Annotated in this window: 10 protein-coding genes; 2 read left to right on the forward strand and 8 right to left on the reverse strand. The window is 68.9% G+C overall.

Translation table 11 applies throughout. The features are described 5' to 3' along the window. Window positions 1-67: 67 nt before the first annotated feature. Together OOJ91_RS09025 and OOJ91_RS09030 are read left to right on the forward strand one after the other, a co-directional pair. A complete protein-coding gene (locus OOJ91_RS09025; protein WP_266244188.1) occupies window positions 68-328 on the forward strand; it encodes a hypothetical protein in 261 nt (86 codons plus the stop codon). A gap of 268 nt (window positions 329-596) precedes the next feature. Then, window positions 597-1,781, forward strand: coding sequence for a low temperature requirement protein A (locus tag OOJ91_RS09030; RefSeq protein WP_266244189.1), 1,185 nt, complete (start codon window positions 597-599; stop codon window positions 1,779-1,781). A gap of 373 nt (window positions 1,782-2,154) precedes the next feature. On the opposite strand, the gene OOJ91_RS09035 is transcribed toward OOJ91_RS09030, so the two are convergent. The 8 genes from OOJ91_RS09035 to OOJ91_RS09070 all read right to left on the reverse strand — a co-directional run bounded on the left by OOJ91_RS09035 (window position 2,155) and on the right by OOJ91_RS09070 (window position 15,815). Continuing rightward, on the reverse strand, window positions 2,155-4,824 hold the full coding sequence (locus OOJ91_RS09035; RefSeq protein ID WP_439117033.1) for a cation-translocating P-type ATPase: 2,670 nt from the start codon (window positions 4,822-4,824) through the stop codon (window positions 2,155-2,157). 65 nt (window positions 4,825-4,889) lie between these two features. After that, complete coding sequence (locus OOJ91_RS09040) at window positions 4,890-5,930, reverse strand: Acg family FMN-binding oxidoreductase (protein ID WP_266244190.1); 1,041 nt, start codon at window positions 5,928-5,930, stop codon at window positions 4,890-4,892. A gap of 38 nt (window positions 5,931-5,968) precedes the next feature. Continuing rightward, window positions 5,969-8,374, reverse strand: a complete 2,406-nt coding sequence (locus OOJ91_RS09045; RefSeq protein WP_266244191.1) for a phosphoketolase family protein — start codon at window positions 8,372-8,374, stop codon at window positions 5,969-5,971. 485 nt (window positions 8,375-8,859) lie between these two features. Next, on the reverse strand, window positions 8,860-11,673 hold the full coding sequence (locus OOJ91_RS09050) for a cation-translocating P-type ATPase (RefSeq protein WP_323178430.1): 2,814 nt from the start codon (window positions 11,671-11,673) through the stop codon (window positions 8,860-8,862). 161 nt (window positions 11,674-11,834) lie between these two features. Then, window positions 11,835-12,869, reverse strand: a complete 1,035-nt coding sequence (locus tag OOJ91_RS09055; protein WP_266244192.1) for a magnesium transporter CorA family protein — start codon at window positions 12,867-12,869, stop codon at window positions 11,835-11,837. A 409-nt stretch (window positions 12,870-13,278) separates the two neighbouring features. Next, window positions 13,279-13,722, reverse strand: a complete 444-nt coding sequence (locus OOJ91_RS09060; protein ID WP_266244193.1) for a hypothetical protein — start codon at window positions 13,720-13,722, stop codon at window positions 13,279-13,281. Window positions 13,723-14,134: 412 nt separating this feature from the next. Next, window positions 14,135-14,686, reverse strand: coding sequence for a DoxX family protein (locus OOJ91_RS09065; RefSeq protein WP_439117055.1), 552 nt, complete (start codon window positions 14,684-14,686; stop codon window positions 14,135-14,137). Window positions 14,687-14,942: 256 nt separating this feature from the next. Further along, complete coding sequence (locus tag OOJ91_RS09070; protein ID WP_266244195.1) at window positions 14,943-15,815, reverse strand: slipin family protein; 873 nt, start codon at window positions 15,813-15,815, stop codon at window positions 14,943-14,945. Window positions 15,816-15,875: the final 60 nt, after the last annotated feature.

Genomic DNA, 15,875 nt, shown 5'->3' on the forward strand with positions numbered 1-15,875 from the left:
GCCCGGCGCGGTCACCCGGCCGCAGCGTGCGGGAAGAGCCATCCACGGCAGCAACTCGGAAGGGCCGGTGGGTGCCGACGGGACGACCCGGGCAGGTAGCGCGGGCATCGGCACCGGGAATGGGCTTGGGCTGGCGGGATCAAGTCTCGACCCGGCAGCCGAGACGACCGCCCGGGACCTGACCGACCGGGAAAGCTCCTGCTGCTCGTTCTTCACCTTCACTTACACCCACGTCACAGGCGCACTGCGCCTCGACGTGCAGGTACCGGCCGCACGCGTCGACGTCCTCGACGCACTCACTCAGCGAGCCGCCTCCAACGCCTCGTGATGCACAAACCACCGGATCACGGGCTTCGGATCGACTCGCGGAGCATACGCGCAGCGCTGACGCAGCTCATCGGGGTACTTTTTCGGTGCCGCCACAGAAACTTCCTCCCACGGCCATCAGACCATGATTACGAACCTCCATGAAAACGGGGTTAGCTCAGGTCGTCGGAGCATCTGTGGCGATGATCGAATCGCCCGTCGGCCTGACCTGCCCGTGGTATGACTCTTCCGGGAGCCGGTAGTCCGGACGGGTGAAGAAACGGGTCGGAATGAAGACGGAGAAGCGCCCCGGGCTGGTCCGCGATCTTGACCAGCCGAAGCAGGCCACCTACGTCGAATTGTTCTTCGATGTGATTTACATCTTCATCCTCTTCCGGCTCTCTCAGACCCTGCTCAACCAGCTGGACTGGACCGGCGCTTACCAGACGCTGATCCTGCTGTTGGCAGTGTGGTGGGTCTGGTCCTACACCAACCTGGTGACCGACACCCTGGACTCACGGCTCATCCATATCCAGTTGCTGGTAATCGCCACCATGTTCGGTGGCCTACTAATCTCCACGACCATCCCGGAGGCGTTCGAACAGCGCGGAATACTGTTCGCGATCGCATACGTCGCGATCAACCTGGGCCGCAGTTCCCTGCTCGCCATCGCTCTGCGGCGGGATCCGCTCGGCTGTCGACCGCTGCGCGCAGTTCCCTGGTTCGCGGTCTCGGCGGTGCCCTGGTTCGCCGGCGCACTGGTCGATGAGACAGCCCGGGTGGCGCTATGGAGCCTGGCCATCGCAATCGACTACCTGGCCGCGCTCTCCGGATGGCCGACGCCGAAGATCGGTCGCACGAACCCCTCAGAGTGGAACCTGGCCAGCGAACATCTCGCCGAGCGCTACCGGCAGTTCATCATCATCGCGCTCGGTGAGACGGTCATCACCACCGGGCGAACATTCCACGCCAGCGAATTCAGCCTCCACCGAGGTACGGCGTTCACGGTGGCTTTCGTTACCAGCGTGCTGCTCTACTTCACCTACTTCTACCGCACCCGAGAAAAGCTCGGTACGGCCTTCTCCCATGCGCACGAGCCGGGCTTTCGAAACAGGGAATCCGCCTTCGCCCATCTGCTCATGGTGGCCGGCATCGTCGCCATCACCGTCTCCGACGAGATGGCGATCGGGCACGCGACCGCAACGGCCCCGGTGTCCTGGCTGGTCATCATCCTGAGCGGACCGGCGCTCTTCCTTGCCGGACATGCACTACTCGGGCGGCACGTGTTCACCCGCGTGTCCATGCCTCGGCTGATCGGTCTGGGCGTGCTCATCGCCATCGGCCCGCCCCTGGTCGGGCAACCCGTACTGGTGCCCGCTGCGGCAGCCGCCGTCGTGCTCGCAGGGGTCGTCGGCTTCGACCTACTGCACGGTGGCCGGGAGGTGGGCGATCAATCCTTGCCCCCGCGGCTCTGAACCCGCCCACCCCAGCTTGGCAGCAAGCCTTCACTCAGCTAACGATCTTGTGGGTGATTGAGTGGGGCATATCAGCTGCTCTGTTGCGGGTTGGCTACCAGGTAATCATGCGGTCAGATACCAGGTCAGCGATGGCGTTGATGCTCTCGGATGAGAGTTCTCGGCGACCGGTGAAGCGTTGGAGTTGACGTCGCCACTTCAGTTCAGCGATCGCGTGTCCACCGGCGCCGGGGCGAAAGGACACCGCTACTACGACGAGGCGTTCGTGACGATTGCGATGCCGAACAGCTCGAGCTGCTGGCGGGCCAGTGCCGTCAGGGAGAACCTCTGCATGACAGCTCCTGTCAGTCTCGTCGTAAGCCGCCCGGCCAGCTCAGATCGACGCCGGAACGGGCCGACTATCCCCCGCCTGTGGCGGGGTCGAGTGGATGCGGCGGTCGAGACGGATGGCGGCGTAGCCCAGAGCGGACACGGCCGTCACGATCAGTAGGTCGGTGGCGGCGACCGGTTCGGTGCCGAGCAACTCACGCAGCGGTGGGGCGTAGATGGCGGCGAGTTGCAGCAGTAGAGCGGCGCCGACGGCGGCGAACAGCATGGGGTTGGCCGCTGTGCCGGGACGGGCCCGTGATCCTAGGGCGACGGCGAGTTGGGTGAGGCCCAGGGCGAGGAACGTCAGGGTCTGCCAGGGCCGGTCGGTGGTGTGCGCCCACACGCCGACGCCGATCGTGACGGCGGCGATGACCGCCGCGACGCGTAGGACGCGTTGCCACAGTCCGGCGCCGAGGACGGTTTCTGCCGGCGGGCGTGGGGGCCTGCGCATGGCGTCGGGGTCGGCGGGTTCGCTGCCCATGGCCAGGCCGGGCAGGCCGTGGGTGAGCAGGTTGATCCAGAGGATCTGGGCCGGGAGCAGCGGCAGGGGCAGGCCGACGAACGGCCCGACGAGCATCACGGCGATCTCGGCGGCGCCGCCGGACAGGGCGTAGAGCAGGAATCGGCGGATGTTGGCATAGACGCGGCGACCCTCCTGCGCGGCGGCGACGACGGTGGCGAGCTCGTCGTCGGCGAGCACCAGGTCGGCGGCTTGGCGGGCGACTTCGGTGCCGCGCCTGCCCATGGCCACACCGATGTCGGCGCGATGCAGTGCGGGGCCGTCGTTGACGCCGTCGCCGGTCATCGCGACGACCTCGCCGGCGGCACGCAGGGCGTCGATGATGACAACCTTCTGCTGCGGGGTGGCGCGGGCGAAGACCCGCACGCCGCGGGTGGCCGCCGGGCCGGGATCGGTGGTACGACAGTCGACCGCCGTCTCGCCGGCTCCGATGATGTGCAGTTCGGTCGCGATCGCGGTGGCGGTGGCGGGGTGGTCGCCGGTGATCAGGACCGGGATGATGCCGGCGTCGCGGCACGCGGCGATGGTGGCTGCGGCAGACGCGCGCGGCGGGTCGAGGATCGCCACGAGGCCCAGCAGCCGCAGGCCGTGCTCGTAACCTGCGGCGTCGCCGGGCACGGTGTCGCGGTCGGCCTGGGCCACGCCGAGGACCCGGTAACCCTCACCGGCGAGGGTGTCGGCACGGTCGGTGGCCTGACGCAGCACGTCAGGATGGTCGCTGAGGACCGCCGGCCGCAGCAGCGACTCCGGTGCCCCCTTGCAGATGATCCATATACGGCCGTCGGCCAGCCGGTGAGCGGTGCTCATCCGTTTGCGGTCGCTGTCGAACGGCGCCTCAGCATGCCGGGGCGACGCCTGGTGCAGCGCGTCGACGTCGATGCCGAGCTTGCCGCCGGCGGTCAGGAGCGCGGCCTCGGTGGGATCACCGACGGCCGCCCATTCGTCGTTGTCGGGGCCGGGCGCCCGCAGTGACGCATCGCTGCAGAGCACTGCCGCCCGCATCAGCTCCACGAGGTCGGGAGCCTGGCAACCGGCTTGGCCTGCGATGATGTTCTCGCCGTCGCGGTGGATCTGCCCGTTGGGAGCGAAGCCGAAACCGCTGACCGAGGCGTCCCCGTGTGGGGTCCACAACTGCCGCACGACCATGGTGCCTTCGGTGAGGGTGCCGGTCTTGTCGGTAGCCAGGATCGTCACCGATCCGAGGGTTTCCACCGCCGGCAGCCTGCGGATCACGGCGTGGCGGGCGGTCATCCGCCGTGCGCCCAGGGCCAGGCTGAGGGTGACCACGGCCGGCAGGGACTCCGGTACGGCGGCCACCACCAGGCTGATCGCCGTAACGATCATCAGCTGCAGCGGTTGTCCGCGCACCAGGCCGAGGGCCAGGACCAGCCCGCAGAGCAACAACGCGCCGACAGCGAGCTGGCGGCCCACGCCGGCCAGGCGACGCTGCAGGGGCGTCAGGCCGGGCCTGGTGACCATCATGGCGGCGATGCGGCCCATCGCGCTGTCCGCGCCGGTCGCGCTGATGACGGCGCGCCCGCGGCCCCGGACGACGACCGTGCCGGCCGACACGACCGCTGAAGAAGCCGAGTCCGCGCCGGCGGCGGAGAACTTGTCGACAGGCGCGGATTCTCCGGTCAGCGCCGCCTCGTCGACGAGCAGCGCGACCGACTCCACGAGGCGGGCGTCGGCGGGTACGACGTCGCCTTCGGCCAGGATCAGCAGATCGTCCGTGACCAGGTCCGCGGCGGGGACCTCACGTTGCCTGCCGTCGCGGACTACCCGGGCGGCCGGGGCGGTCAGGGCGGACAGGGCGGTGATGGCCCGCTCCGCCTTGATCTCCTGAAGCACCCCTACGGTGGTGTTGACGGCGATGACCAGCAGGATGACGGCCGCGTCGGTGAAGTCGGCAGTCGCCAGGGTGAACCCTGCCGCGGCGAGCAGGACCAGCACCAGCGGGTCGCGCAACTGCGTGACGATCCTTCGCCACAACGGCGTGGCCTTCGGCGTCGGCAGCACATTTCCGCCATCACGCGCCAACCGCGCCGCAGCGTCGCCCGACGACAGGCCACCGGCCGGGGCCGGGCTCAGACCGCCGTTCGACCGGGGCTCCGAGCCCACACCCGGTGCGAATTGCGTCTTCGGTACGGTCACTGTGGTTCGCCCGCCTTCTCGGTCGTGGTGACAGCCTCGCGGGGCCGGTGGTGCGCGACGGCTGGTCAGGCCCGCTCGATGACCTGATCGGCAGGGATTCGCGGAGTGTGCGCAGCGGCGGTGCCGCCCGGGTCCGCGGTGGTGAAGCGCAGCACGAGCTGCGGGTGACCGAGGTCGGCCAGCAGGCGACGCAGCTGCTCACGGGTGCCGGCCACCTCGATCGTGGCACTCAACGGCAGGACGGACACCCCGAGTTCGGTTGCGGAGAGCCAGGCGGCGGAGAGCGCCTCGCCGGCGCGGAGCCAGTCGAGCTTGCCATCCTCAAGCCCGTAGAGAATCGCGAAGGTGGCCGCGTTCTCGTGCGCCTCGGAGATGGGCAGGTCGCCGTAGTGGCCGAAGTCGCGACCGGGCACTGTCGTTTGCGGGGCGCGGTCACCGATGGCGGAGTCCGGAATGCCGGTGCCCAGCGGCCGGGTGCCGCCGGTCCAGTAGGCGAGTTCGGCCTGCCAGGCGACCTCGTCGGCCTCCGTGCGCTGAGCGTGATCGACGGCGGTGGCCAGGTCGTACACCTGGTCGGGCCGGAGCAGGTGAAGGTGAGCGCCGGCGGATTCGACGGCCGTGACGACGGCGTGCAGCTTGTCGGCGGTAACCGGGTCACTCACGACGGGCCTGCGGTCGGTGTGCCGTAGGGCGATGGTTTGCAGATGGCGTACCGCAGCCGGGGTGACCGGGGTTCGGTGGTCGACGCGCACCTGCGCGAGGTGGTCGGGGTGCGCGGGGTTCGGCATCCGGGCGACGCGCGTGTGCCAGCCGGCTGCGGCCAGGCTGACCAGAGCATGGTGCAACGCCGCACCACAGCTCAGGACGGCAAGGCGGGAGTCGGGGTCGGTGATCTCGAGGCCCCGGCTGTGATCGAGGTAGAGGTCCAGCTCGTTGCCGGTCACACGCCAACGCCAGGGTTGTGTGTTGTGGATCGACGGGGCGTGCCCCGCCGCTGCGGCGGCGGTGGACAGCGCCCGGGCCTCGGCGCCGGTGTCGGCGGCCCGGGTGTCGGTGCGGGTGTCAGCCCGGTTGTCGGCGGCTCGGATGGAAGCGTCAGTGCTCATGCTCGGATCTCCTTCGGGATGACTGGACGTCGGACCGGTCAGGGCCTGTGCGGCCACGTCCAGCCGCGGATCTCGGGCAGGTCCTCGCCGGTACGCCGCACGTAGGCGCGGTGCTCGGCGCGTTTGTCGACCATCTGCTGGCGCAGGACGGCTGCCTTGCGTCCGAGGCCCGGAACCCGATCGATGACGTCCATGACGAGGTGGAAACGATCCATGTCGTTGACGACGAGCATGTCGAACGGTGTGGTGGTGGTGCCCTCTTCCTTGTACCCGCGCACGTGCAGGTTGTGGTGGTTGGTGCGGCGGTAGGTCAGGCGGTGGATCAGCCACGGGTAGCCGTGGTAGGCCAGGATGATCGGCCGGTCGGTGGTGAAGATGGCGTCGAACTCCGGGTCCGGCAGGCCGTGCGGGTGCTCGGAGTCGGGCTGTAGGCGCATCAGGTCGACGACGTTGACCACCCTGACCTTGAGGTCGGGCAGGTGGTGGCGGAGCAGGTCGGTCGCGGCGAGGATCTCGCCGGTCGGTACGTCCCCGGCTGCGGCGAGGACCACGTCGGGGTCGCCGTCGTCGTTGCTCGCCCAGTCCCAGATGCCGAGGCCGCGGGCGCAGTGCAGGGCGGCCTCGTCCATGTCGAGCCAGGTGGGGGCGGGTTGCTTACCCGCGACGATGACGTTGACGTAGTCGCGGCTACGCAGGCAGTGGTCGGCCACCGAGAGCAGGGTGTTGGCGTCCGGTGGCAGGTAGACCCGGACGACTTCGGCCTTCTTGTTGACGACGTGGTCGATGAAGCCGGGGTCCTGGTGGGAGGTGCCGTTGTGGTCCTGGCGCCAGACGTGCGAGGTGAGCAGGTAGTTCAGCGACGGCACGGGCTTGCGCCAGCCGAGGTGCCGGGTGGTCTTGAGCCATTTCGCGTGCTGGTTGAACATCGAGTCGACGATGTGAATGAAGGCCTCGTAGCAGGAGAACAGCCCGTGCCGGCCGGTGAGCAGGTAACCCTCCAGCCAGCCCTGGCAGGTGGTCTCGGAGAGGATCTCCATGACGCGGCCGTGCCGGTCCAAGTGCTGGTCCACGTCGTCAACGCGGGCCTGCCACGCCTTGCCGGTGGTGTCGAGGACGGCGCCGAGCCGGTTCGATTCGGTCTCGTCCGGACCGACGAGGCGGAAGTTGCGGTATTCGACGTTCGCTGCCATGACGTCGCGCAACCACCCGCCCAGCACCCGCGTCGCCTCGGCGATCTCACCGGCCTTCACCGCGTAGTCACGGAAGTCAGGCAACTCCAGGTCCCGGGGGAACCGACCGCCGTTGGTGTGCGGGTTCGCCGACATGCGCAACTCGCCTCGGGGCAGCCAGTCGACCACCCAGGACTGCGGCGCGCCGTCGGCGTCGAACAGTTCCTCCGGCCGGTAGGAGCGCATCCACGTCTGGAGGGCGTCGAGGTGGGCGGCGTCGTCGCGGGCCGCCGTCAGCGGGACCTGGTGGGCACGCCACGTCCCCTCCACCTGCAGCCCGTCGACAACCTGCGGGCCGGTCCACCCCTTGGGGGTACGCAGCACGATCATCGGCCAGCGCGGCCGGTCGGTGACCTCATCCTCGCGGGCGGCCCGCTGAATCTCGGTGATCTCATCGAAGACCACGTCGAGGGTGGCGGCGAGGAGCTGGTGAACGGTGGTGGGGTCGTCACCGGCGACGAGGTAGGGCTTGTGGCCGTACCCCTCGAGAAGTTTGCAGAGTTCGTCGTCGCCGATGCGGGCCAGAACGGTCGGATTGGCGATCTTGTAGCCGTTGAGATGCAGGATCGGCAACACCGCACCGTCACCGACCGGGTCGAGGAACTTGTTCGAGTGCCACGACGCCGCCAGCGGGCCGGTCTCGGCCTCACCGTCGCCGATGACGCACGCCACGACCAGGTCGGGGTTGTCCAGGGCCGCGCCGTAGGCGTGCGACAGCGAGTAGCCCAGTTCACCGCCCTCGTGAATCGACCCAGGCGTCTCCGGCGCGACATGTGACGGGACGCCGCCGGGGAAGGAGAACTGCGTGAACAACCGTTGCATACCGACCGCGTCCTGCGATATCCGCGGATAGATCTCCGAGTAGGTGCCTTCCAACCAGGTGTTCGCGACCAGCCCGGGGCCACCATGACCCGGACCGGTCACGTAGATGACCTCCCGGCCACGGGCGGCGATGATCCGCGACAGGTGGGCGTAGAGCAGGTTCAGACCGGGAGTGGTGCCCCAGTGCCCGAGCAGCCGCGGCTTGACCTGCGCCGGCTGCAGCGGCTCACGCAGCAGCGGATCGCCCATCAGGTAGATCTGCCCGACCGACAGGTAGTTCGCCGCCCGCCAGTACGCGTCGATACGGTGCAGCTCGTCGGAACCCAACGGCTCGCCCGCCGCCACCAGGAGAGTGGATGCGGTGTCCAGAGGTGCGGTGCGGGTCGCGGTCATCAGGACCGCCGCCTTTCCTATCGGTATGGGAGGCAGTGCCGTGCACGCGTGCATGACGACGGTCAGCCGAGGGCGCGAGGCGTTCACCCGGGCAACCGTCAGAAGCCCGGGGCGTGCCAGCGGTCTGCCAATGGCCACCGGGGCGGTGGCCGCGGCTGATCGGCTCGGCGGTGACGTGAGCGCCGCGCTGCTCTCGCGGAAGACGAACGCCCACGTTCGCCGATGTGCTCAGTCTGCGCTCGCCACCGGCACATGGTCAGGGCCAGAAGACCCCTTCAGCCCGGCCTGTCTCCTCGGGCTGCTACCGAGGTCTGGAACAGATGACGGACGTGTCGCTACGGCGGCGCATGGCGGGCGCGAATACAGGCGCGCATCGAACGCTCCTCGATCATCTCAGCGCGGGCCCGGGGACCCCGGCCGCACCGCCGCCGACAAACTGGTTCCCGGCTGGAACCTGTCGGCCCGATGTCATTTCGGGTCGGGTATCACCGAACAGCCTTCGACGGCCCGGTCGCTGCGGTTCCTACGCTCACCGAGCCCGCGTGGCGTCGCTGTGCACGCAGCACGGCCTTGCGCATCTCGTCCGCTGCCAGCAGCAGAACACCGCAGGCCACGAGGATCGCCCAGTCCGCCACGGACAGCGCGGCGGTGTGGAACAGGCGCTGCAGCGGCGGCAGGTAGGTGATCGCACAGATCGCGACGAGGCTGAGGCCCTGGGCGGCGAGCATCCGGCCGCTGGACCGCAGGCCGAGGGTGACAATGCTGAGCCGGTCGCTGCGCAGGGTCAGCCCGACGAAGATCTGGCTGATCACGATGCCCGCCTGGGTCATGGTCAGGGCCTCCCGGTAGACCGTGTTGTCGGCGGTGAAGGCACTGAAGGGCAGTCCGGCGCTGTGGATGTGCCAGAAGAAGACGCCGGTGACCCCGGCGGCCTGGATACCGCCGAGGAACAGGATCCTGCGGACGACGGCGGCCGAGAACAACGACTCACGAGGGTTACGGGGCGGCTTGTCCATCGTGCCGGGTTCGGGCTGCAGCGTGCCCAGGGCGAGAGCGGGCAGCACGTCCGAGCCAAGGTCGATCGCGAGTACCTGAACGGCGGACAGCGGCACGAGCGGGAAGCCGGCGAAGGTGGCCGCCACGATGGGGACGAGCTCGCCGACGTTGGACGTGAAGACGTAGATGAGGAACGTGCGAATGTTCTGGTAGACCGACCTTCCCCGTTCGACCGCGGCGGCGATGGAGGCGAACGAGTCGTCGAGCAGCACCATGACAGCGGCTTCGCGGGCCACGTCCGTACCGGAGGCGCCCATCGCCACGCCGATGTCGGCGCGGCGCAGGGCGGGAGCGTCGTTGGCGCCGTCACCGGTCACCGCGACGATCTCTCCCAGGTCCTTGAACGTCGACACGACGCGCATCTTGTGTTCGGGCTTGACCCGGGCGAACAGGACCGGCGACGGGTCCGCCAGCAACGTGCGCAGCTGCTGATCGTCCAGGCGGTCGAGATCTGCGCCCGTCAGGGCGCGAGGGGATGCTCCGGTGATGAGGCCGACCTTGCGGGCGATGGCTTGGGCGGTCAGCACGGAGTCTCCGGTCACCATGACGATCCGGATGCCGGCGCGCTGACAGGTCGCGATCGCCGCGGACACTTCGGGGCGCGGCGGGTCGAGCATCCCGATGAGGCCGAGCAGGATCAGATCCCGCTCCGCCTCGGCCTGCCCGGTGTCCGCCGGAACCGGCCGGTAGGCGACGCCCAGTACGCGCAGTGCGTCGCGGGACATGTCATCGGTGACCGCGATCGCTCGCCTGCGCATCGCGTCGCCGATGGCGACGACATCGTCGCCCTGCGCGAGGTGGGTGCAGCGGGCGAGCAGCTCCTGCGGTGCGCCTTTGACGTACGCGACGACCGCATCGTTCTCGCGGTGCACCGTGGTCATCAGCTTCCGGTCGGCATCGAACGGGAACTCCTCGACGCGGGGGGCAGCGCGTTGCTCCGCGTTGATGTCCACGCCTGCCTTGGCGGCCACCACGAGCAACGCGCCCTCGGTCGTATCCCCCAGCACCCGCCAGCGCCCACCAGGCTGAGGTGGCAGGAGCCTGGCATCGCAGCACAGGGCGGCGGCCCGCAGCATCCGGCGCAGCGGCTCGGGATTCTCGACGTCACCGACCGGTTCGTAGCCCGCCCCGGACACCGCGTGGATCTGGTCGGGGACCCAGACCGCCTGCACCGTCATCTCGGCCTTCGTCAACGTGCCGGTCTTGTCGGTGCAGATCACCGTGGTGGATCCCAGGGTCTCCACCGCGACCAGCTTCTTGATCAGCGCCTTACGGCGCGCCATCCGCCGGACCCCGACCGCCAGGGCGACCGACATCGTCGCCGGGAGCCCTTCCGGCACCAGTGCGACCATCACGCCGAGCGCGAACACGAAAGACGTCACCACCGGACCACCTGCGGGCAGCCGGATCGCGAACACCAGAGCACCGATGCAGAACGCGCCGACGGCCACCCGGCGCGCCATCCCGGCGACCTGCCGTTGCAGCGGGCTTCGCTCGGTGCGGGTCTGGGCGGTCAGCCGGTAGATGCGGCCGAACTCGGTGTCCGTGGCGGTCGCGACGACGACCGCGCGACCGGTACCCGCTGAGACCGTCGTGCCCATCCACACCCGGTTGCCGGCGTCCAGCGGCGCCACGCCTGCCGCAACAGCGTCAGATGTACGCCGAGCCGGCTCGCTCTCGCCGGTCAGCGCAGAGTTGTCGACGCTCAACCCGTGCGCCTCGACGACCCGAGCGTCGGCGGGCACCGCGTCGCCCGCCTCGAGCACCAGGGTGTCGCCGACGACCAGGCTGACCGCCGACACGTCGACGCGTTCACCATCGCGCAGGACCACACTCCGACGCGGCACCATGGCCCGCAACGCCTCGGCCGTACGTTCGGCGGCGAACTCCTGTCCGAAGCCGATCACCGCGTTGAGCAGCACCACCGCCAGGATCGCGACCGCCAGCTGCAGGTTCCCGGCGTCACGCGGCCGGCCCAGCTCGTAGGCAATCAGCGTGATCACCGCAGCGACCAGCAACATCACCGCGAACAGGTCGGTGAACTGGGCCACGAACCGGCGAAGCACCGACGGACCACGGGCTGCCGGCAGTTCGTTGGGCCCGTCGCGGGTCAGCCGCACCGCAGCCTCGTCGGCCGACAGCCCGCGCGGACTGATATCCAATCGGTCCAGTTCTCCCGTCACATCCAACGAGGCGGACCTAACTCCGCTCTGTGGGATGGACGTCTGCGGACCGGATGTCACCGTGGCTCCCTTTCGACCGCTCAGGGCGGCTCTGTTGGCGAAACACAGGCGAGGGCTTCAGGAGAGTTCCGCCGCGTCGAGGGCGATGAGAACTGCCGGCCGGCCGGCGCTGTGCAATCCGGCCGCGTGTTCCCGCCAGTCGCGGTGTTGCTAGCCCTGCGCTACAGCCAGTCTTTGCGTTTGAAGACCCCGTACAGGCCGGCGGAAAGCGCCGCGATCAAGGCTGTCGAGGCCAGCACTCCCCCTTGGGAGCCGAATCCGGGGTACGGCAGGTTCTGGCCGTAAAAGCCGGTGACCGCAGTGGGGACGGCGATAATCGCCGCCCAGCTGGTCACCTTTTTCATGATCAGGTTCATCTGGTTCGCCTGGATCGTCAGATTCGTCTCAACTGTCGTCGCGACGAGGTCGCGCAGAGACTCGGTCCACTCCGTGACCCGCAGGACGTGGTCGTAGACGTCCTGATAGTACGGCGTCATCACCTCGTCGACGACCTGCAGGTCCCGACGCAGCAGGCTGTTGAGGACCTCCCGCATCGGCAGCACCACCCGACGCAGCACCACAAGGTCGCGACGCAGCGCGAAGGAGCGCCGCTGCACGGCCTGGATCTGCGCCCGGCGCTCGCCGAACAACAGCTCCTCCAGCCGCTCGATGCCCTGGTCGAGCTGCTCCACCGCGCGGAAGTGCCCGTCGACGATATGGTCGAGCAGGCCGTGGAGCAGGAACGCGACGCCGTGACCCGCGAGATCGGCCGAGGAGTCCCAGCGGGCGAGGACCGGCGCCATGTCGAAGCCCTCGTCCTTGCGCACGGTGATCAGCGCCTGGTCGGTCAGGAACACGGCTATCTCACTGGTACGCAGGCGAATCCCCGGGGACTCGGTCGTGACCGCGTAAGCACTGATGAACAGGTGCGTGGCGTACCGGTCAAGCTTCGGGCGCTGCGACTCCTGGAGGGCGTCCTCGATGGCGAGCTCGTGCAACCCGAACTGGGTGTCCACCATCTCGAAGTCGCCAGCGGTGGGCCGACACAGATCGAGCCACACCACGGAGTTGGGGTCAGCGAGATGCGCGGAGATCTCAGCGACCGGAAAGTCCCGCGCGACACAGACGCCTTTGTCGTACAACCGGGTTCGGACGCGGGACTCCGGTCCGGTCAGGTCACCCGTCTCCTGGGGCACGGCCTCGACAACCGCAGTCATCGCAGCGGGCTCCGGGATGTCCGGACCCTGTCCCCTGCGATCGCGCCGGGAGAGTTCCCCACGACGGTCGTCCGCTGTGTGCCTGTCACCACGTCGCCGCCTCCTGTCCTCGTGCTCGACTCAACCGTGCCTCGGGAGGCGGCGTGTCGGACAGGGCCACAAGACCCGAACGTTTGACCGCTCTCCCGCTGCCCTCCAGGGATGTTGGCCCTGACGTCGGTCGGTCGCGCACCGACGGTGGCGCTGAAGCGCTGCCGCCCGTTCCGCTGATTTCGGGTCCTGCTGGGTCACCCGCACCAACTGCTGCACCCGGTCGCGATCTGAGACGGCGCGCCTCAGGTACCGCTCGACCACCGGCGGAAGCGCGCCAGATGACGCCGAACCGGGTGACCGACGATCGGGTGAACGGTCACGGGGTGCGCTCCGTGGTGAGATAGCGACGCACCGGCACGAGCATGGGGAGCACGGTGAGAGCGGCGCCGACCGCGCCATAGACGAACAGCAGGAGCGACGGGCCGACGTAGCGGAACTCCACCAGGAGCCAGGCCAGTTGGCCCAGCCCGAGCAGAATCGTGGCCGGCCAGGACCAGTGACGGCCGGTCAGGCGCCCGACGGTCGCGAACCACGGCCATGGTGGCCGAAGTAGGACACCGTAGGCGGCGATCAGCGATCCCAGGCCGAAGCCCACGGCCAGCACCAGCCCGGGAACGAGCCAGCTGTCAATGAGGGGAATACGGGCAAGTGGTTCACGGGGTATCTGGTCCATGCCCCAGATACCGAAGATCAGACCGACTCCGCCGAACAGTCCGCTCATGCCGAGGAACGCCAGCAGCCCGACAGTGGCCCACACCATCGCCGAACGACGTCCTGCTGTCGCTAGCGGAGTTCTCGCGTGAACCCTTGTTGTCTGCACTGTTTCCACGGTCCCCCTGCGCAGGCAGGCAGAACAGAGTCGAAGGGCCTCTATGACCGCGCTGGCGCCTACCAGAGCTTCTGGTTCGCCCTCGTACGCAGGCCGGCTGGGCCGCAGCCGCCGGCCTCAGTCGCTGATCCCACCCCCACCGGAGCGGAACGTGCCCGTCGAGGCGTCAGCTCGCCGCAACTGCTGATCAGTCGCGGTCATGGCCGTCAGCGAGCGCCAATCGTCCGCGATGGCGGTGACCAGCACCGGAGCGTCGGGGTGGGCCCGAAGCGTTGCTGCCGGGGCGGCCGAATCCCGGGCGCTGCGGGCCACCGCAACATCGGGTGACCCGCAGCGGGTCGGGCTACTTGAGCCAGGTGGCGTTGCGGACCAGCGGGGTGGCCGACCACGCCTTGCCGAAACCGAACGTGTTCCCGGCGTTGAGCAGGGCCAGGACGATCAGGATGGCCGCGTAGACGAGGTGGTCGTCCATGAACGGGTTGCTCGACGGCGGTAGGACCGCTGCCCACATCATGACGACCAGGACCGCGCCGCCGACAGCGGCGAGCCGCATCCCGATGCCGAGGATCAGCGCCGTGCCGATGGCCAGCAGCGCACCCATGAACAGCACGTTGGTGACGGTGTCACCGGCGATGGCGGTGAAGAAGCCACTGAACGGGCCCTCGGAGCCGCCGAGGAAGCCCGCGGTGGGGCTGCCGCCGTTGAGCCAGGACCGCGCCGACGGGGTGGCGAATCCCCACCCGAACAGCTTGTCCAGGAAGGCCCAGAGGAAGACCCAACCCAGCGCGATCCGGATGCCCGCCAGCAGGTAACGGGCCGCGACGGCGGAGCGGCTTTCGACGCCGGGTAGTGCCGCTGACGACTCGCGACCGGCGTGCCGGACGTCGACGTCCACGGAGCGCCGGCCGTCCGCGGTCCGGCGGGCTGCGGTGTCGGGCACAGCGACGGCCAGGGGCGCCGTCGGTGCCAACGTGGGGCCGGCCGCCGTGGGGGTTACGGTGTTGTGGTTCCGGGCGATGTCGACCATCGCACTCACGTTCCTTCTTGGGCTGGTCGTGCGGTGTCCCGCGGGGCGTGCGCCCGATGGGTCGGCTGACTGATCCCGGCCGCCGTCGGTCCTTAAGACAGACGGCGACCAGACACTCGATCTTCTATGTGGTGGCCTCGGCGAGCGCGGCCTTGCCGTTGGGTGCGGGCTGAGCAGGCAGCGACTGGTCAGAAGCTGGCGTGGCTGTCACGTTCGGCGGGGTTGCGGCGGCGGCCGCGTTCTCCCGAGCCAGGAACGAACCCAGCTCACCGATGGTGGACATCAGCGGGGCGGGGAAGACGACTGTGGAGTTCTTGTCGACGCCGAGCTCGACGAGGCTCTGCAGGTTGCGCAGCTGCAGGGCGAGCGGGTGGGCCATCATGATGTCGGCGGCGGTGCCGAGGGCGTCGGCGGCAAGCGCCTCACCCTCCGCGGCGATGATCTTCGCGCGCTTCTCCCGCTCGGCTTCGGCCTGGCGGGCCATCGCTCGTTTCATACTCTCGGGCAGTTGAATGTCCTTGAGTTCGACCAGGGTGACCGCGACACCCCATTCTTCGGTGGCGACGTCGAGGATCTCGCGGATGTTGAGGTTGATGCGGTCGGTCTCGGACAGCGTCTCGTCGAGAGTGTGCTGGCCGACGACCTTGCGCAGGGTGGTCTGGGCGATCTGGTTGATGGCGGCTTCGACGTTCTCGATCGCCACCACCGACTTGACCGCGTCCGTCACCCGGTAGTACGCGACGGCGGAGACGTCGACGCTCACGTTGTCACGGGTGATGATGCCCTGCGACTGGATCGGCATCGTGATGATGCGCAGGCTCACCCGGTGCAGCACGTCGACGAACGGGATGATCGCGGTCAGCCCGGCCTTCTTGACGCCGATGACCCGGCCGAGCCGGAACAGCACCCCCTGCTCGTACTGCTTGACGACCTTGAGGGACAGCGCCAGCAGGAGCACTGCCAGCGTCGCGACGATGATCCAGATGGTGGTGGTCATGATGCGTTTCCCCTTGCTGGCACCGGAAACCCGGAGCCGTCTACGTGCAGGGACGAGCTG

Source organism: Micromonospora lupini, assembly GCF_026342015.1.
In the GTDB taxonomy this organism is placed as follows: Bacteria; Actinomycetota; Actinomycetes; order Mycobacteriales; family Micromonosporaceae; genus Micromonospora; species Micromonospora lupini_B.